The organism is Ralstonia sp. 22111, from assembly GCF_052045895.1.
Taxonomy (GTDB): Bacteria; Pseudomonadota; Gammaproteobacteria; order Burkholderiales; family Burkholderiaceae; genus Ralstonia; species Ralstonia wenshanensis.
This window is the reverse complement of record NZ_JBQEPR010000004.1, coordinates 321,639-338,496: the sequence shown is the minus strand read 5'-3', so window position 1 is coordinate 338,496 and position 16,858 is coordinate 321,639. Positions and strand designations below refer to the sequence as shown.

Below are 16,858 nucleotides of genomic sequence, written 5' to 3'. Positions count from 1 at the left end.
GGGCCGCCCGCCGCCATTAGAATGCGCGCTTTGTTGCGCAATCCGGCCACGCCCGCGCCCGCATCATCCCGTCGCGCCAGAAGGCCTTTCTTGTCCTGCCTTGAGCGCGAACCTGCCTACCGCCTCCGACCTGCCCGACGCCCGCACGACTTCGCTCGACTATCAGGCGCGCCATTTCGTGCCGATGATCCTCGCGCTGAGCAAATGCGGCGTGCTCGGTTACGGCTTCGCGATCATGCTCGGATGGTCGGTCGGGCTGCTGCATCGGCCCGAGCCGTTGCTCGGACTGCTGCTTGTGCTGATGGCAATCGTGGTGACGGCGCAGCGGCATCGGCATACCGGCCTGTGGGGGCTGCTGGCGCTCACACACCTGTTTGCCGAAGAGGTGGCCATCATCGCGTTCGGTTATCAGGCCGGGCTCCAATGGGTTCTCCCGGCGTTCTATCTGATGCCGCTTGCCACCAGCCCCGCCTGGCTCACCCGGCGCGACTTCTGCATTGCCATGGTGATGTGCGCGGCCGGGCCGCTCGTCGCGCTGCTCATCGCGCCGGAACCGGCCGCGGCAATCCGCCACGGCTGGCTGGGTCTGGTGCTTTATCTGCCGATCTGCATTGCCGCAGCCGCGGTCATTCACCACTACCTGCTGCGCGCCATGGCCCGGCACTTTGCGGCCGAACGCAGCCTGGCCGATCGCGCCAACACTGACCACCTGACCGGCATGCTCGCGCGGCAGCGCTTCTTCGAACTCGGCAGCTTTGCGGTCGAGCGCGCGCAGCATCATACCGAGCCGTTGTGCGCGTTGTACCTCGACGTCGATCACTTCAAATCCATCAACGATACGTGGGGACACGCCGCCGGCGACGAAGCACTCGTCGCGCTGTCCGATGCGCTGGCGGGTGTGCTGCGCCCGGCCGACCTGTTCGGCCGCCTGGGCGGGGACGAGTTTGCCGTGCTGCTGCCGGGCTGCGGCCTGACCGGCGCGCTTGCCGTGGTGGAACGGCTCAAGACGGCCGTGGCAGGCACGCAAACGCCCGTGGGACCGCTGACAGTGAGCGTGGGGGCCGCGCCGCTGCGCCCCGGGCAAGATCTGGCGCGTCTTTTGGCCGATGCCGATCTCGGCCTGATGGAAGCCAAGCGACAGGGCCGCAACCGCGTGTGCGTGTCGACCGACGCAGAGCCGAAGGCAACATTGCGGCAGTAAGGCAGGCACGCTATGTGCGGCGCAGCATCCGTGTTTTCTGCACGGAGATGCCCATGGAGTGGCTCAACGCCCACACCTTCCTGCGCGTGCCGGCCCGCGACTGGGCCGCCGCCGCATTGACTGTGATCGCTGCATACGTGTTGCTGTCCAGCGTGTTGCACCTGATCTGCAACCGGTTTGATGCGCGCGCGCGCCGCACCGGCTACCGCTTCGACATTCTCGTCACGGCGGTGCTACGCGATACGCACCCGCTGTTCATTGCGCTGGCCGCCTTACTTGCAGGTTCGTACTTCATCGATCTGCCCACGCGCATTGCCAACAAGCTCGATCACATCTGGTTCGTCATCATCGGCTTCCAGATCGCCCTGTGGCTCAACCGCGGCGTGAAGCTGTGGGCGCGTGATCGGCTGTCGACGCAGACCCACGCCACGCGCAACCCCGTGATCACGTCCATGACGGCATGGGTGCTGCGCTTTGCACTGTGGTCGATGCTGCTGCTGGCCATCCTGGCCAATGTGGGCGTCAACATCACGGCCTTTGTCGCCAGCCTCGGTGTGGGCGGCGTGGCGGTGGCGCTGGCGGTGCAGAGCATCCTGAGTGACCTGTTTGCCTCGCTCGCCATTGGGCTGGACAAGCCGTTCGAGATCGGGGACTTCATCGTCTTTGAATCGATTGCCGGCACGGTGCAGCACGTTGGCCTCAAGACCACGCGCATCCGCAGCCTGTCGGGCGAAGAGATCGTCGCTTCCAACACGGCGCTGCTCAAGAGCACGATTCACAATTACAAACGAATGTCGGAACGACGTATCGTCTTCACCTTTGGGGTGACCTACGATGCGCGCGCTGCGCAGCTGCAGAAGATTCCGGACATCGTGCGCCGTGCGGTGGAAGCCGCCGGCAACACGCGGTTTGATCGCGCGCACTTCAAGGAATTTGGCGAGAACGCGCTGAACTTCGAGGTCGTGTATTTCGTGACCGATCCGGACTTCAACCTCTATATGGATATTCAGCAGCGCATCAACCTGACCATCCTGGAGGGGCTGGAAAACCTTGGCACCTCGTTCGCACTGCCCACACGCACGATCCAGCTCGTGCGGCGTGACGGTGAGCCCGTTGAACCCGAAGACCTGGCAGGCCGTAAATCAACCACGAGTACCCAGCGCGTCAGCGCGCGAGCTAGCGGCTGACCGCCACGGGCATGCTGAGGAACGCCGCATCGAGGCTGCGCCACAGCGGCCTTGAGCGCGGCACCATGTCCTGGCGGAAGTACCACCAGAAGTAGCCGCCGACAAAGCGAGGATGCGTGACCGCGAGCCCGTAGTAATGCGCAACGAGCGCCGGCTTGCGTGCGGCATGTCGCGTCCCGACCTCTCCAAACCCGAGCGCGGCATGCGAAAACAGTCCGCCTAGCCGGGTGAACACAGCGTTCCAATCGGGCGGCGGGATCTTGCAGTCGTCTTCATAGAAGCTGATGAAGACGTAATCGAGCCCATCGCGCAGGCGCAGCGGCACATTACGTTGCACCCACTCGAACATCGCGCGTGACGGCTGCTCGGCGCAGCCCTCGTTGTAGTACAGCGTGAGCGCAGTGCGGCCGCCGCCGGCTCTGATGACTTCATAGGCCGCCATGGTCTTGTCGATCACGTCGCGTGTGGGGCCTGTCCACTCGCCGTTGACCTCGTTGCCCACTTCCCAGACGTCGACGTTGGTGCCGAGCGTGTGCAGGTAGGCGGCGGCACGCTGGCGCAGTTGCTGTGCGGTGTATTGCTTGAGCGTGGAGGAGTCCACCAGTTCGCCCATCACATACGCTACGTCCCGGATTGCGGCCACCGGCCCGACGTAATGCGGTGCATCCATGCCTTCATCAAAGACAACGCGCACAGTAGGCGTGCGCGAGAGATGCGACAACGCGTCCACCACCGCAGGCACGTTGTCCACTGCGTCAACCGTCACGCCATACAACGGCACAGGGCCGGCAGGCATTTCGCCCACCGACCCTGCGGCCTCAGAGGATGCGCTCAATGCCAGCATGACAGTCGCCAGTAACAAGCGCATCCGCCTCATCTTCACTTCACCGTGCTCGCGTCCGCCCAGGTGTACCCCATGCTGGTGATACCCGTGATGATGGTCTGGAAGTCGGTATAGCCCGGCGTACCAAGATCCGGCTCCAGCCAGAACGGATGGAAGAAGAACGAGGCAAAGCCGTCTCGTACCACCTGTGCATACGTCGCGTTGGTCAGGATGTCCTGTGCGGTGTATGTCAGGCATGACGACGGATCGATATTGCAGATGTTGTATTCCACGTTGCCGAGGTTTTCCGGAATGATGCGCTGGTTGTAGTAGTCCTTCTGAATGATGTAGGGGAAGAACTGGCCAACCGAAAAATCATGTCCTGCGGCGGTCGAGTTCAAGGTCTGCGGGTTGTCCGATGTGTAATACACCACGCGCTGATACGTGTTCTTGAAGTACTGCGGCACGGCCTTGATGGACAACGGAGACGATTGATAGTGCGGGGCCTCCCAGGCAAACGGCGCATAGCCATTGAGCTGGAACTCCAGCAAACCCGACGACAACCGCCCGGCTGCCCACTGCGTCGAGTCCTCGTTCACCGGCCGGTTCTGCGTGGCGAGCCAGAACTCGAAGTCGTTCGCGCTGACGGCGTTGATGAGGTTCGGGATGTTGCTGTACTGGTGGGTGTAGCCGTGCATCAGGATCTTCCCGCCACGTGGCAACGCATGGTTGAGCGCTGACTTGAGCCCTGTCGCGTTGACCAGGTGGATCGTCTGCGACACGCCGCCGTTGTAGACGCCGTTCGGATCCTTGTACAGCGGGATGGTGGCGATCGAGAACGGAATCCTCTTGCTGTAGAGGTAGTCCGTCAGCGTGTTGATGGACGTCACGGTATTCGTCGCGTTGACGTCTTCCAGGCGCACCAGCGCGCGGTGCAGCGTAGGCGCATTGGTGCCCAGGATGTCATGCAGCATGTCGCACATCGCCAGGTAGCGATCGCGTGGGCCGATATACGAGAACGGCATGTCCGCCACGTACCAGAAATTACCCGACCGCATGATGTATGGCGCCGTCTCCTGCGTCACCGAATTCGTGATCGTCACCACGCTGCTGGCCTTGGTCGGGTCAGCCACGGAAGTCACGCCAATGTCCGGATCCGCGCTGATGGCGCCGGTCGTGGCATTGAAGGCGTAGTACTTGGTCATGGTCTGGTTCTTGTACGACACCGTATCGAAGAAGCCGGGGTTCGGCGCGCTCGCCGACGGTGCCGCGTTCATGCCGCGCAGACCAACGAAGTTGATGCCGTAACGTGACGTGAACGGATACGCCGTGTTCCAGGCAAGTTCCCACAGGTTGTACTTGAACCAGACGACGGTCTTCTGCGTGGTGGTCACATCCGACAGGAACGCCGCCGGGATGGGGTTGTTGTAGTAACTCCCCATATAGAAGATGGCGGTGTACTGCTCGGTCATGCCAGCCGTGTAGTTCTGCACGGGCAGCAGGGTGATGGTGGTGTTGAAGTGCGCGAGCAGGTTGTAGAGCATGATCGCGTATGCCTTGCCCAGGTTGGTGTACTGGTCGTTGGGCGGCGCGTCGTACAGCACCAGCATCGGGGCTGGCGTGCTGGTTGTGGTTCCGCCCACTGTCACACAGATGGTGCCGAGGCCGATCGTGCAGGTTGCGGCCTGCGCTGGCGCTGTCAGCGATATGCCAAGCAGGCCGCTCGCAAAGACGAGCGCGCACAGGAACTTTCGTAGCAATGTCTTCATGATGACTCTCCGACTCATGGCAATCATGGGCGATAGAACGAGCCGTCCGCTTGGCGGTAGAGCCCGAGGTTGAAGTTGGGGCCACGATCGTGGCCACGGTCTGTACCTGCTGCCTCGTTTTCCGGCGTGCCGGGGCGGACTTCGGTCATGACTGCCGGGCGCGGCGGTGGGATGACCTGTCCGTTCTCGTCCATGACGCCGTAGCCGTAGGCGCGGCCGCCTCCGGTCACGGGCCTGGGTGTGACTGCTGCCACAACGGTGGGTTGCATGGGTTGCGCAGCCGTGGCCGTCGCCCTGGAAGACGCGGGCGCTGGGGCTTTCTTGTCTGTGTCGGTACTGGGGCTGCCCTGGCCAGTCGCGCCGGCCACGATGGCGGGGACACCTCCATCACCAGCCCACGGCGGCGCGACGATCAGCCACCCGGCAACAAGTGCGGACGCAACCAACACGCCGCCCCCGATTTGCTTCGCTTTCATCAAAGCCTCCTAACCGTTCAGGCGCTGCTGCGTTGACGACCCTTGCGCGGTGGCGCGCGCCGCTTCCAGATCGATGATTTCGGCCTCGGGGGCCGGTTTGCGAATGAGTTGCGGGCCGCGCGCCACCTTCTGCGGCTGTGTGGTGAACGCCTTCTTCAGCGCATCGACAATGCGCCGGCAGGCGTGGCCGTCGCCGTAGGGGTTGTGGGCCTGTGCCATGCGCTCGTATTCGGCAGTGTTGTTGAGCAGCGTTTCTGCTTCGTCGACGATGCGTTGCGTATCGGTGCCGACCAGCCGCGCGGTGCCCGATGCAACGGCCTCCGGCCGCTCGGTGGTGTCGCGCGTCACCAGCACCGGCTTGCCCAGCGCGGGCGCCTCTTCCTGGATGCCGCCGGAATCGGTGACGATCAGGTAGGCGCGGTCCATCAGGTAGACGAACGGCAGGTAGTCCTGTGGCGCAATCAGGTGAACGTTGTCATGGCCGGAGAGGATGGCGTTGACTGGCTGCTGCACGTTCGGGTTCAGGTGCACCGGATACACAATCTGCACATCCGGATGACGCGCCGCCAGCAGGCGCAGCGCCACGCAGAAGTTCTCGAATGGCTCGCCGAAGTTCTCGCGGCGATGGCCTGTCACCAGGATCATCCGACGCCCGGCCTCCAGAAACGGATAGCGCGCCGCCATCTGGGCGGACAGCGCGGCGTCGTTGTCCAGCCGTTGCTTCACGGCCAGCAGCGCATCGATGACGGTGTTGCCGGTGAGTGTGACCTGCTCGGGGTCGATGCCCTCATCCAGCAGGTTCTGGCGCGATTCGGCCGTGGGCGCGAAGTGCCATGTGGTGACGGAATCGGTGACGCGCCGGTTCAGCTCTTCCGGCCATGGCGACCAGATGTTGCCGGTACGCAAACCCGCTTCCACATGCCCCACCGGAATGCGCCGGTAGAACGCGGCCAGACTTGCCGCCAGCGTGGTTGTCGTGTCGCCGTGGACGAGCACGGCATCGGGCTTGTAGGCATCGAGCACGCCGTCGATGCCGCCCAACACGTTGGACGTGATGTCGGACAGCGTCTGCCCCGGCCGCATCAGATTGAGGTCAAACTCCGGCACGATGCCGAAGAGTTCCAGCACTTGATCCAGCATCTGCCGGTGCTGCGCGCTGACGCACACCGCCGAAGCAAAGCCTGCCTCGGCCTGCAATGCCTGCACCAGCGGCGCCATCTTGATGGCCTCCGGGCGCGTGCCGAACACGGTCAAGATCTTTCCCATCATCACTGCATTCCCCTGTCATCTGCTCGGCGCGCCTGCAAAGCGCGACAGGCACGAGGACGTGCGTGCCGCTTCTGACGCCGGCGCAGACTTCGCCATTGAGCGAAGGCCGTGCCATGCATCCCGCTTTGACCCACCACGGCGCCGCGACGCCATCCTGCGGACGTCGCTGCCGGTTCTCTTTGTTACCCGTTTCCCTCGGCGGTCAAAAACGTTTCATCTGCGACACCTCTGACTGGGGTCTGCTTGAATACGGTGTTGCCTTAGAACCAAAGAATGGCTCGCGCGACCACCCCCTTTGCTCGATCCGCGTGCGTCAATGGCAAGCGGTACTGCACGGTCAAATCCAGCCAACTGGCTGGCGCTGTGTAGTGCGACTCACGAAACCAGTAGCGGAAGTTGATGCCTGGGCCAACACCCAGCGCGAGCCGCTGCCCGATCGCCTTGTTGTCGTGATCGCCCGCCAGCACGATATGCGGATACACCGTCAGGCGATCGCTGATCGAGTTGAGCAACCACGTGTGTCCGTAGCGCATTTCAGTGCTGATGATCATGCGGCCCTGGTTGAGGAAGTACGCGCCCTCGCCGTACACCTGCCACGTCTGCCAGCGCGGCTTGGTGACCTGCAGATCGAGCCCCTGATCGGTCGAAAAACCAATGCGCAGCAGCGTGTCGTTGGTGGTCAGTTGCCCGATGCGAAAGAGCCGTTCGGCGGTGAACACCAGGTTGATGTCCTTGATCGGCTTGTAGCGTGCGCCCACCGAACCTTGCGCGGTTGGCAGGCCGGTGTTGCCGTTGCGGTCGTACACGCTGTCGTAGCCACGCGCGAAGAGCTGGAAGATGCTGCCGTCTCGATAACCGATGCCCGGCGGCTGCCAGTACACCTCCGCGCCCGCCTGCGCTGCGCTGACGGTGTTGGGCAGCCCAAACGCTGAAGTCTGATACGCACCCGAGAGCACCATGCCGAAGGTGCGCCGCATCTGCTCGACTTCGCGCCGGTAGCCGAAGCGGCGGTCTGGCTGGAGGCGGTCGTCGCCGTTGCCACCGGTGTCGCTCTTGGCATCGGCATCGGCGTGATCGAGGCTTTCCCGGAAGAGCTTGATGGCGGTCGGGTTGTCGCCCAGGCGCTTGGCTGCGTAGGCGGCATCTGCGTAGTGTGTCCAGGTGCCCTCGCCCGTAGCGAAGCCACGCTGGAACGCTGCCAATGCAGCGCGATCGTCACGCGCACGCAAGTGGCTGTAGGCCTCGTTCAACTCGCGCTGGCCGATCACGCGCGGGGCATTGGCGGACGTGGCGTCGCCCTGCGCTTCCGGCGCCATCGCCTGGGCAAGCAGCGCCTTGGCGTAGCGCTGGCGCGCCGGATCCGCAGCGTGCTCGACGGCCAGCGTGGCCGCCTGGGTTGCGCCATCCCGGTCGCCCAATTGCAGGCGTGACTGCGCGAGGCGCACTTGCACGTCAGCATCGGGGTCGTCCTTCATGCCGCTGAGTGCATCCAGCGCGGCCTGCGGATGCTTTGCGGAATACGCGCTGTCCGACCAGGCCAGATGCAGGTTGCGCTGCTCCTGTGCAGTCCAGTCGGTGCCTTGCACGGCGTGTGCGAAGTCCTGTTCAGCGACAGCGGGGTCGTTGGCCTTCTGCGCGAGGAACCCGTGCTGCGCGTACACGCGTGGCTCGTCGGGATACTTCTGCAGCAGCGCGTCGGCCTGCGTGCGCGCCGCACCCAGTTGGCCCTTGCGCGTGAGCACATCCAGCAGCAGCAGGTTCAGTTGCAGGCTGTCGGGCTGTACGGCCAATGCGGCACGCGTGGCGGCTTCGGCATCGTCAAGCTTGTTGGCGTCGATGGCGTGATAGGCGCGGTCGGCGCGAAAGTAGGCATCGGGCTGCAACGGCGCGGGCTGCTCTGCCAGCGATACGCCATGACACAGCGCCCACACTGCCGCGGCAATCGGCCAGCGCAGACGGCGCACGTTTAAAAGGTTGGCTCTCTCGTGTGTCATGCCACACCTCCCGCAACAGATGGGTTCGGCCGCGGGTCGGGCCCAGGGGGCAGGTCCGGCGGCACAGGAATCGGGGGGATGGTGGAAGCCTCGGGTGCGGGTGCCGTGCCGGCTACAGCTTCTGGGCCGGCGCCCGTCATGGATTCAATGGCCAGCATGGCCGAATGCGCCGCCGGGCCGAACACGACCGTGGTACGGCGGTTGGGATCAGCCATCTGCGCCAGCTCGGCCGACATTTCGTGATCGCACGCCATGAAGCACGCGACCTTGCGACCGGCCGCACGGGCCAACTCTTCCAGCACTTCGCCGTTGGGCAACTCCGACACGGCGATGTTGAGCGAACCGTCTTCGCCAATCGAGAACGGCACCACGTGATGCCGCACAGCCAGGTCACGCGGCAGGCAATCCGCCAGCGCACCGAGCACGACGTTGGTCAGGCTCACGCGCGGCAGGTCGACCTGCTCGGCCAGCGCATCGGCCAGCGTGTCGGGCGTGACCAGCCCCTGCTCGATCAGCACTTGCCCGAGCCGGCGCCCGGTCTGGCGCTGGATAGCAAGTGCGGCATCCAGCTGCTCCTGCGTGAGCACTTCCCACTTGACGAGCGTCTCGCCCAGCTTGCAGCGCGTGCGGCCCAGCGCGTCGTTCGACAGGTACGTGTGCTGCGTCTTGTCCCAGGCGATGGGCTTGCCGGTCAGGCAGTAGATCAGGAAGATCTTCCACGCCCGGCATACCGAGAAGAAGTTGATGAAGTTGTTCACCACCAGCCTGGGCAGACACAGCACACCCTGCAGCGGGCCGTTGAGCCGCCCGACAAAGTACACGCGCTGCGCCAGCCGGTTGAAGAGCAACGCGGCGTTGACGGCCAGCAGATCCTGCATCCAGATGCTGCCGACCACGAACGTGCCATCCGGAATGGTCATCACACCTTTGGCGGAAAGCGCGGCCAGCGCCAGATAGTTCAGCGACAACACGTAGGCCAGGATCGAGAACAGCGCCGTCAGCACGCCCTTGCGGTCCCGGAAGAACATGTAGCGGGTGATGAGGTTGCCGTTCCAGCCCATCTGCAACCAGCCCTGGAACGCAATGCCGAGCACCCAGCGTGCGCGCTGGCGGTACGCCGTGCGGAACGTGCTCGGAAAGTACTCACGCGTGGCCAGCAGTTGCGGGCGGGCGCCCTTGCGCCGCCCAAAACGCCAGCGCGTTCTTGTCTTGCCCTGAGCGTCTTCAGTCGGCTCTGCGTTCTCGCAGATCGGGAAATGCACGAACGCCTCACGCATGCCCAGTTCGCGCAGCCGGAAGCTGAAGTCGTAGTCTTCGGTGAGCGTGCTGGTGTTGAACGGAGAATCACCGCGCACCTTCATCACCGCTTCTATGGCACGGCGGCTGTAACACAGCGCAACACCGGCCCCGGGGACCGTGCCGGTCAGCGCCTGGCGCGCCACCAGGTCTTTCTGGTGCGTCTCGGAAAAATCATCCATGTACGTACCGGCCACCCACTCGTACCACTTGCGCTCAAGCGATAGCACCGGCAACTGCACGAGATCCTGATCGCGGATGAAGTAGTTGAAGTACTTTAGCTCCAGCGGGTGGATCACGTCTTCGCAGTCGTGCATGATCACGCCCGCAAAGCGGATGCCGTGGCCTGCCTCGTGCCGGATGATGGTCTGGATGATGGTGTTCAGGCAGTCGGCCTTGCACGTCGGGCCATCGTGCGTGACGGCTGCGCGCACCACACGGCCAGGATAGCGGCGCACCATGCGCTCGACTTCGGTGGTGGTTTCCGCATCGTTGCGGTACGCACCAGCAAAGATGATGAAGCGCGTGTACTCCATCGTCGCCAGGGTGTTCTCGACCATCTTGGCGATGACGTCGTACTCCTTCCACGCCGGCACCATGATCGCGAGCCATTGCTCTTCGCGCTCGCGCAACGATTGCGCCGAGATCGTGACCGGCGTGCGCCCACGCTGCGGCCACAGCCACAGTTCCCGCACCCAGTAAAAGGCGTCCAGGAAAAAATCGTCGGCGGTGCTGATGAAGATGACGAGTGTGGTCGCCACCGTCAAGGTGTTGAGCAACGCCAGGTAAAGCTCCCATGGCAGATCGCTCATGGCTGCTCCCCTGCTCCCACCCGACGGGCGCGTTGCCAGTGTCCGGCGTACCTTCCGCCTTGCGCTGCGGCGCTCATGCTTCCCCCAAGGTCTTTTCGACGTGCGGCGCAACCGCTTTGCGCCGTGGCATCCGACCCGTTCACCTACTGTCGACCGGGTTGATGCGTCGCCCTCTAGCCCGCTTCCGGCGAGGGAGAACGCGAGGACCATACCAACGCCCACCAAAGCGCACGGTGATGCGGTGCAGCGCACCACAGACGTCTTCGGACACGTGCCGGATACGCCAGGTTGTTGCATGGGTGAACGCAAGACGCGGGCGGCAAGGGTGGCAAGATCAACGCCACGGCATGCAACGCCATCAAATGAGCTGGGACATTCGTCCGGGCAGCGGACAAGGCCTCCCTACGAATGACGGAGGCGCAGAGCGGTCAGGTGCAGGGTGTTTGGGTTAAGCGAGCACAGCGCCCGCCAGACCGGCGCGGTGCGCATGTTGCCGCATGCACGTCGGTGCGCAACGGGACGCGGCTCGCAAAGCCTTGTGCATAAAGGATCCGCCAGGGGGATCTCACACCGCAGGCATGCCGACCACGCAGGCTGCCTAGGCGCGCGCTACGTTGTCGCGCGAATCGCAATCCAGGCCGACAACATCGGCCCAAGCAATTCCGCAAATCCGTTACAGCGCTGAAACACAAAGCCGCGCTCGGGGCGCGGCTTGTTGAGATGAACGCGTCGACTTCTGCGTCAGAACTGTTCCCAGTCATCGGCATCGTTGGAGGCCGCAGCCAAGGCAAGCTTGCCAGGCTTGGGGTCGGCTGCCATGGCAGGCGCTACCTTCACGCTCTGAGCCGGCACAGCAGCCGGCTTGACCCGCGCAGCGGCGCGCTTGCTGGCCGAACGCACCGTCGCCACGGCAGGTTTGCGTGCCGCCGGTTTAGCGACCGGGCTGGGCACGGCCGATGTATTCGACGCAGCCGACGCGGCAGGCGCCGCCTTTGCAACCACGGGCACCAGCACGGGTTCAGCGTGCACACCCGCTGCAGGCAGGCGGAACGATGCCACCGCCTCGCGCAGCACGCCAGCCTGCTCTTCCAGCGATTGCGCAGCAGCAGCAGCCTCTTCTACCAGCGCGGCGTTCTGCTGGGTCACCTCGTCCATCTGCGTGACGGCCTGGTTGACTTGCTCGATACCGGCGCTTTGCTCGTCCGATGCAGAGCTGATCTCGCCCATGATGTCGGTCACGCGCTTGACTGCCACCACCACTTCGTCAATCACCGCCCCGGCTTCGGTCACCAGCGTCGAGCCGTTCTCGACACGGCCTACTGAATCGCTGATCAACTCCTTGATCTCCTTGGCTGCCGTGGCCGAGCGCTGCGCCAGGCTGCGCACCTCGCCCGCCACCACCGCAAACCCACGGCCCTGCTCACCCGCGCGCGCGGCTTCCACCGCCGCATTCAACGCCAGAATGTTCGTCTGGAACGCGATGCCTTCGATCACGCCGATGATGTCTGCGATCTTCTTGCTGCTGTCGTTGATGCCCGACATCGTCTCGATCACGCGGCCTACCACCTCACCGCCCTTGACGGCGATGTCCGATGCGTTGCCCGCAAGCTGGCTGGCCTGGCGAGCGTTGTCGGCGTTCTGACGCACGATGCTCGTCAGTTCTTCCATGCTCGACGCCGTCTCTTCCAGCGACGAAGCCTGTTCTTCCGTGCGCTGAGACAGGTCCATGTTGCCGGCCGCAATCTGCTTGGTGGCGCTGGCGATGGATTCGCTGCCGCCGCGCATCGTCACGATGGTGCGGATCAGGCCATGTTGCATGTCGACGAGACCTTGCGTGAGCGCACCCATTTCGTCCTTGCTGCTGACGGTGATGCGCTCGGTCAGGTTGCCCTGCGAGATCGCGCTGAAGTGGCCCAGCATCTTTGAGAGCGGCACCGAGATCGCACGGTGCAGGCCGAATGCGCAGCCCAGCGCTGCGGCAATACCCACCGCGATGGCGCCGACGATCAGCATCAGAAATGCGTGCGAGCGGGCGACTGCGCCTTCGTAGGCTGTCTTGGCCTGCTCAGCCTGGCTGCGATCCAGCACGTCAACGGCCGCAGACAGCGCCACAAACTGCGGCGGGATGACGGTCATGACCACCTTGTCTGCGGCAGCGGCATCGTGCCCGCGCAGAGCGCTCATCAGGGGCTCGATGCCGTCGCGGAACAACGCGGCGCGTTTGGCTTCAACGTCTGCGGCCAGGCGCGCTTCCTCCGCGGTCATGGGCAGCGCCTTGTATTGCTTCCACGCGCCTTCCGACTTGGCGCGGTAAGCGTTGGCCTTCTCGATGATGGCCGGCACGTCGGCTGCATCCGGATGGAAGACCGCCCGATCAAGCGTCGTACGCACGATCGCGGCATTCAGTTGCGCCTTGCCCATCAGCGATGCCGAAGCGAGCTGATTGGAGTAGATCTCGTTGATATTTGCGTCGGATGCGCGCATCCCGATCACGCCAATGGTGCCCGTAATCGTGAGCAGCAAGGCGAGCAGCGTCAGCGCTGCGTTGAGACGGAAACGGATGGAAAGTCGATTGAGCATGGAAATCACCGCGGGGTTATCGCCTCCGCTATATCGGTCGGCCCGCGCCGTTTCTGAAGCCCGACGCGGGCGCCTTCCATGCAGGATGTGGCTAGTACGGCACTGCCATGTTGTTCTCTATGCGGGCGCGATCACCCACGCGCAGGCCGTTCGGGTTGTTCTGCGTGAGCGTCACGCGCGAGTTGTCGTTCAGCCGCATGGTCACGCGGTAGGTCTGGCCGACCACCGTGTTGCCTTCCACGGCGTTGCCCGCCATGGCGCCCGCCACCGCACCGCCGATGGTGGCCACGGTGTTGCCGCGCCCGCCGCCAACCTGGTGGCCAAGCAAGCCGCCCACCACGCCGCCGAGCACGGCACCCACGCCGCTCGACTGGCCCCGCACGGGCACCGCTTCGACGTATTCGACAACGCCGTAGCGGTTATCCGCCGGTGCTTGGTAAGACGGATCGCCGTTGCTCGGATACGGCGAATAGTTCGGCTGCGAGTAAGCCGGCTGTGGCTGCGAATAGGTCGGCGCCGGCTGCTGTGGATACGGCTGCGGCGCGTTCGTACCGTAGCCATTGTTGTACGTGTTGTCGTACCCGCTGGTATAGCCGCTGCTGTAAGTGGCCGGGCCGACGCTGTTGCCATAAGCATTACTGCCCGCGGCATAACCCGCCCCATAGCCCGCTCCGTAACCGGGGTACGCAGGTGCTGTCACGCAGCCTGTCAGCCCGGCTGCCACGGCAGCCAATGTGGCTGCTGTCACCCAACGCGCTGCGCGCCCTGCACGGTCCGACTTGTTCGTTGCTCGCATGATGATTCCCGTCTTGTGAACGAGGCGTCTGCGCCGGACCTGCAGTCTGTTCTGCGGCCTGCGGCCATGCGCCTCTTGCCGCAAAGTCTATGCCGCAGCCCTGCAAACCCGTGCAACCAAACCTGCTCATCGGTAACGGGGTGTAACCGCATCGCCGCCGTGGCTTTGGGCAAGGCGCTGGGGGCGCGCGCTATCATCGCCAGGCGCCGTGCGACGCACCTCCTTGCCGATCGGGGTCTCGCCCCCATTGATGCGGTCCGCCTCCTCTCCTGACCATGCAACCGACCCTGCTGCTCCTCATTGCGATGACGCCCGATAACGTGGCGCAGATCGCTGAACATTTTCACGTCATCCATGCACCCACCCGCGCCGAACGCGATGCCGCCATCGCGCGCGAGGGGAAAAACGTCCGCATCGTGCTGACCAATGGCTCGACGGGCCTGACCGGTGCAGAGATCGCCGCGATGCCCGAGCTGGAGCTCGCCTGCGCGCTGGGCGCGGGCTACGAGAACATCGATGTAGAGGCCGCCCGCGCCCGCGGCGTGGTGGTGGCCAACGGCGCCGGCACCAACGACGCCTGCGTGGCCGACCACGCCTTTGGCTTGCTGCTGGCCACCGTGCGCGGCATTCCCAAGCTGGACCGGTCCACACGCAACGGCGTCTGGCGCGACGACATTCCGCTGCAGCCCGGCGTATGCGGCAAGCGCCTGGGCATCGTCGGGCTGGGCACCATCGGCATGCAGATCGCGCGCCGCGCTGCCGGCTTCGACATGCAGATCGGCTATCACAACCGCAAGCCGCGCGACGGCGTGTCGTACCACTACTTCGATGCGCTCCAGGACATGGCGGAATGGGCGGACTTCCTGATCGTTGCCACGCCGGGCGGTGCGCAGACGAAGCACCTCGTCAACCAGACGATCCTTGAGGCGCTGGGCCCGAACGGCTACGTGGTCAACATTGCGCGCGGCAGCGTGGTGGATACGGCGGCGCTGGAAGCGGCCATCCGCGCAGGCAAGCTGGGCGGCGCGGGGCTGGATGTGTATGAGAGCGAGCCCAAGCCGCCTGCCGGGCTGCTGGACCTGGAGCAGGTCGTGCTGACGCCGCACATTGCCGGCTGGTCGCCGGAATCGGTGCAGGCGACGGTGGATCGATTTCTGGAGAACGCCCGCGGGCACCTGGCGGGCACAGGTGTGGTGTCCCCGGTCTAATGAACTGACCCGGGGACACCTCCATCACGCAGTTACGACGCCGGACGCTTCATCTGGCACGACGTCGGCTGGGCCGCGAGATGCGGCTCCAGCGTGACGTCGGTACGCCAGCCGTAGCCGGTGTTTTCCTGGTCGTACTTGATCTTCTTGCCGTCAGCCTTGACCCAGGTGGTGACGTACAGCGTCTGCTGGGCCTGGTGGTCGGTCTTGCGCATCTCGATCGGGCCGTTGAGCCCATCGACCGTCATCCCTTCCATCACCTTGGCCACCTTGGCAGGTTCGGCCGAACCGCTGGTCTTGATGGCCTTGGCCAGGAAGGCGATACCGGTGTAGACATCGGCATTGAAGAAGTCGTCGTTGTACTTCTTCTTGAAGCCGTCGAGCACGGCGCTCGTCTTGGCGTTGCCGTCGTTCGGCGCGAAGTAGCTGATGACCTTCACGCGATCGGCGCCGGAGGCACCCATCGCCGTGGGCACGCCGGTGGTGCCTGCGTAGTACGTATAGAAGTTGGTGGTGAGGCCCGCATCCTTCGATGCGCGAATCAGCAGTGCCAGATCGCTCCCCCAGTTGCCGGTGATGACCGTATCGGCGCCCGATGCACGAATCTTGGCGACATACGGCGAGAAGTCCTTCACCTGCGCCAGCGGGTGCAGATCCTCACCCACCACCTGGATGTCCGGGCGCTTGCGCTTGAGGTATTCCTTGGCCGCACGCGCCACCTGGTGCCCGAACGAATAGTTCTGGTTCAGCAGGTAGACCTTCTTGATGTTCGGGTCCTTGGCCAGGTAGCTGGTCAGGGCCTCCATCTTCATGTCGGAGTTGGCGTCCAGGCGGAAGTGCCAGTAGTTGCACTTGCTGTTGGTCATGTCCGGATCGACCGCGGCGTAGTTGAGATAGATGATCTCCTTGCCCGGGTTGCGGTCGTTGTACTTGGCGATCGCATCCTGCAGCGCCATGCCCACGCTGGAGCCGTCGCCCTGTGCGACATAGCGGATGCCCTGGTCGGTGATCTGCTTGAGGATCGTCAGGCTTTCTTGCGGCGACACCTTGTTGTCAAAGCCGACGACTTCAAACTTGGTGCCGTTGCCGCTCCAGTTCTGCTGGTTGGCCAGATCGGCCGCGTATTGCCAGCTGCGCAGCTGGTTCTGGCCAAGCGCGCCCATCAGCCCGGACAGCGGATCGATCCACGCGATCTTGACGGTCTCGGCGTGGACGGTGCTCGGGCAGAATGCGCCCGCGAATGTGCCAACTGCTGCCGCCGCGCACAGCGCGAGTCGGAATGCCTTCATGCAAATGTCTCCTGATGTCTTATCGTTAGACGCCGTGCAGAAGGCATCGTCGAGCATGGTTTTTGTACTAAACCGCAAACCGAGGCTTACGGTAGCTCGATCCTTCCATACACAAACGTATGTGCATGGTAGGAGTGCGTTTATTGCCGTGTCAACCC

12 protein-coding genes are annotated in these 16,858 nt (G+C 64.1%); 3 read left to right on the top strand and 9 right to left on the bottom strand.

Going from position 1 to position 16,858, the window contains the following annotated elements:
- Window positions 1-100: 100 nt before the first annotated feature.
- The gene (locus ACTJK4_RS13385; RefSeq protein ID WP_440818115.1) at window positions 101-1,201 is read left to right on the top strand and encodes a GGDEF domain-containing protein; all 1,101 of its coding nucleotides are present in this window, start codon (window positions 101-103) and stop codon (window positions 1,199-1,201) included.
- A 53-nt stretch (window positions 1,202-1,254) separates the two neighbouring features.
- Window positions 1,255-2,388: a mechanosensitive ion channel family protein gene (locus ACTJK4_RS13380; RefSeq protein ID WP_232039108.1), complete on the top strand. Its 1,134-nt coding sequence runs from the start codon at window positions 1,255-1,257 to the stop codon at window positions 2,386-2,388.
- Here ACTJK4_RS13380 and ACTJK4_RS13375 read toward each other — a convergent pair.
- The 8 genes from ACTJK4_RS13375 to ACTJK4_RS13340 form a co-directional block, all read right to left on the bottom strand.
- Complete coding sequence (locus ACTJK4_RS13375) at window positions 2,378-3,265, bottom strand: hypothetical protein (RefSeq protein ID WP_440818114.1); 888 nt, start codon at window positions 3,263-3,265, stop codon at window positions 2,378-2,380. The genes ACTJK4_RS13380 and ACTJK4_RS13375 overlap by 11 nt on opposite strands.
- A gap of 2 nt (window positions 3,266-3,267) precedes the next feature.
- A complete protein-coding gene (locus tag ACTJK4_RS13370; protein WP_260803238.1) occupies window positions 3,268-4,980 on the bottom strand; it encodes a DUF2334 domain-containing protein in 1,713 nt (570 codons plus the stop codon).
- A 23-nt stretch (window positions 4,981-5,003) separates the two neighbouring features.
- The gene (locus ACTJK4_RS13365; RefSeq protein WP_232039105.1) at window positions 5,004-5,456 is read right to left on the bottom strand and encodes a hypothetical protein; all 453 of its coding nucleotides are present in this window, start codon (window positions 5,454-5,456) and stop codon (window positions 5,004-5,006) included.
- 9 nt (window positions 5,457-5,465) lie between these two features.
- The gene (gene wecB, locus ACTJK4_RS13360) at window positions 5,466-6,722 is read right to left on the bottom strand and encodes a non-hydrolyzing UDP-N-acetylglucosamine 2-epimerase (RefSeq protein WP_316871792.1); all 1,257 of its coding nucleotides are present in this window, start codon (window positions 6,720-6,722) and stop codon (window positions 5,466-5,468) included.
- Between the two features lie 263 nt (window positions 6,723-6,985).
- Window positions 6,986-8,719, bottom strand: coding sequence for an NfrA family protein (locus ACTJK4_RS13355; protein ID WP_440818113.1), 1,734 nt, complete (start codon window positions 8,717-8,719; stop codon window positions 6,986-6,988).
- Window positions 8,716-10,827, bottom strand: coding sequence for a glycosyl transferase family protein (locus ACTJK4_RS13350; protein ID WP_232039103.1), 2,112 nt, complete (start codon window positions 10,825-10,827; stop codon window positions 8,716-8,718). Before ACTJK4_RS13350 ends, ACTJK4_RS13355 begins: the two co-directional genes overlap by 4 nt.
- 741 nt (window positions 10,828-11,568) lie before the next feature.
- Complete coding sequence (locus tag ACTJK4_RS13345) at window positions 11,569-13,407, bottom strand: methyl-accepting chemotaxis protein (RefSeq protein WP_440818112.1); 1,839 nt, start codon at window positions 13,405-13,407, stop codon at window positions 11,569-11,571.
- A gap of 91 nt (window positions 13,408-13,498) precedes the next feature.
- Window positions 13,499-14,203: a glycine zipper 2TM domain-containing protein gene (locus ACTJK4_RS13340; RefSeq protein WP_232039101.1), complete on the bottom strand. Its 705-nt coding sequence runs from the start codon at window positions 14,201-14,203 to the stop codon at window positions 13,499-13,501.
- Between the two features lie 275 nt (window positions 14,204-14,478).
- Here ACTJK4_RS13340 and ACTJK4_RS13335 point away from each other — a divergent pair, with 275 nt between their 5' ends.
- Window positions 14,479-15,411 (top strand): 2-hydroxyacid dehydrogenase, encoded by a 933-nt coding sequence (locus tag ACTJK4_RS13335; RefSeq protein WP_440818111.1) that lies wholly within the window; start codon window positions 14,479-14,481, stop codon window positions 15,409-15,411.
- 32 nt (window positions 15,412-15,443) lie between these two features.
- Here the strand turns inward: ACTJK4_RS13335 and ACTJK4_RS13330 are convergent, their stop codons facing one another.
- Window positions 15,444-16,700, bottom strand: a complete 1,257-nt coding sequence (locus ACTJK4_RS13330) for a branched-chain amino acid ABC transporter substrate-binding protein (RefSeq protein WP_102065330.1) — start codon at window positions 16,698-16,700, stop codon at window positions 15,444-15,446.
- Window positions 16,701-16,858: the final 158 nt, after the last annotated feature.

Bases quoted from the DNA above. Each gene is read 5' to 3' on its own strand.
- ACTJK4_RS13380 (WP_232039108.1), top strand. From the start codon at position 1,255: ATGGAGTGGCTCAACGCCCACACCTTCCTGCGCGTGCCGGCCCGCGAC.
- ACTJK4_RS13375 (WP_440818114.1), bottom strand. From the start codon at position 3,265: ATGAGGCGGATGCGCTTGTTACTGGCGACTGTCATGCTGGCATTGAGC.
- ACTJK4_RS13370 (WP_260803238.1), bottom strand. From the start codon at position 4,980: ATGAAGACATTGCTACGAAAGTTCCTGTGCGCGCTCGTCTTTGCGAGC.
- ACTJK4_RS13365 (WP_232039105.1), bottom strand. From the start codon at position 5,456: ATGAAAGCGAAGCAAATCGGGGGCGGCGTGTTGGTTGCGTCCGCACTT.
- wecB (WP_316871792.1), bottom strand. From the start codon at position 6,722: ATGGGAAAGATCTTGACCGTGTTCGGCACGCGCCCGGAGGCCATCAAG.
- ACTJK4_RS13355 (WP_440818113.1), bottom strand. From the start codon at position 8,719: ATGACACACGAGAGAGCCAACCTTTTAAACGTGCGCCGTCTGCGCTGG.
- ACTJK4_RS13350 (WP_232039103.1), bottom strand. From the start codon at position 10,827: ATGAGCGATCTGCCATGGGAGCTTTACCTGGCGTTGCTCAACACCTTG.
- ACTJK4_RS13345 (WP_440818112.1), bottom strand. From the start codon at position 13,407: ATGCTCAATCGACTTTCCATCCGTTTCCGTCTCAACGCAGCGCTGACG.
- ACTJK4_RS13340 (WP_232039101.1), bottom strand. From the start codon at position 14,203: ATGCGAGCAACGAACAAGTCGGACCGTGCAGGGCGCGCAGCGCGTTGG.
- ACTJK4_RS13335 (WP_440818111.1), top strand. From the start codon at position 14,479: ATGCAACCGACCCTGCTGCTCCTCATTGCGATGACGCCCGATAACGTG.
- ACTJK4_RS13330 (WP_102065330.1), bottom strand. From the start codon at position 16,700: ATGAAGGCATTCCGACTCGCGCTGTGCGCGGCGGCAGCAGTTGGCACA.